General features: G+C 46.2%; 1 rRNA gene. It reads left to right on the top strand.

The window, feature by feature from the left end:
* Positions 1-111 precede the first annotated feature (111 nt).
* Positions 112-212, top strand: a 23S ribosomal RNA gene (locus tag EAE92_RS24355); the annotation flags it as partial.

Below are 212 nucleotides of genomic sequence, written 5' to 3'. Positions count from 1 at the left end.
GCTCTTTAACAATCTGGAACAAGCTGAAAAATTGAAACACTCAGTAATATCGACAAGGTATTATTGGGGAGTCTCTCAAGCTGAGCAATCCGAGACCTTTTCGGGTTGTGAGGTTAAGCGAATAAGCGTACACGGTGGATGCCTAGGCAGTCAGAGGCGATGAAGGACGCGCTAATCTGCGAAAAGCGTCGGTAAGCTGATATGAAGCGATA

The sequence above is a fragment of the Photorhabdus hainanensis genome (genome assembly GCF_018448965.1).
GTDB classification, from domain to species: Bacteria; Pseudomonadota; Gammaproteobacteria; order Enterobacterales; family Enterobacteriaceae; genus Photorhabdus; species Photorhabdus akhurstii.
This window is presented reverse-complemented; position numbering and strand designations above follow the sequence as displayed.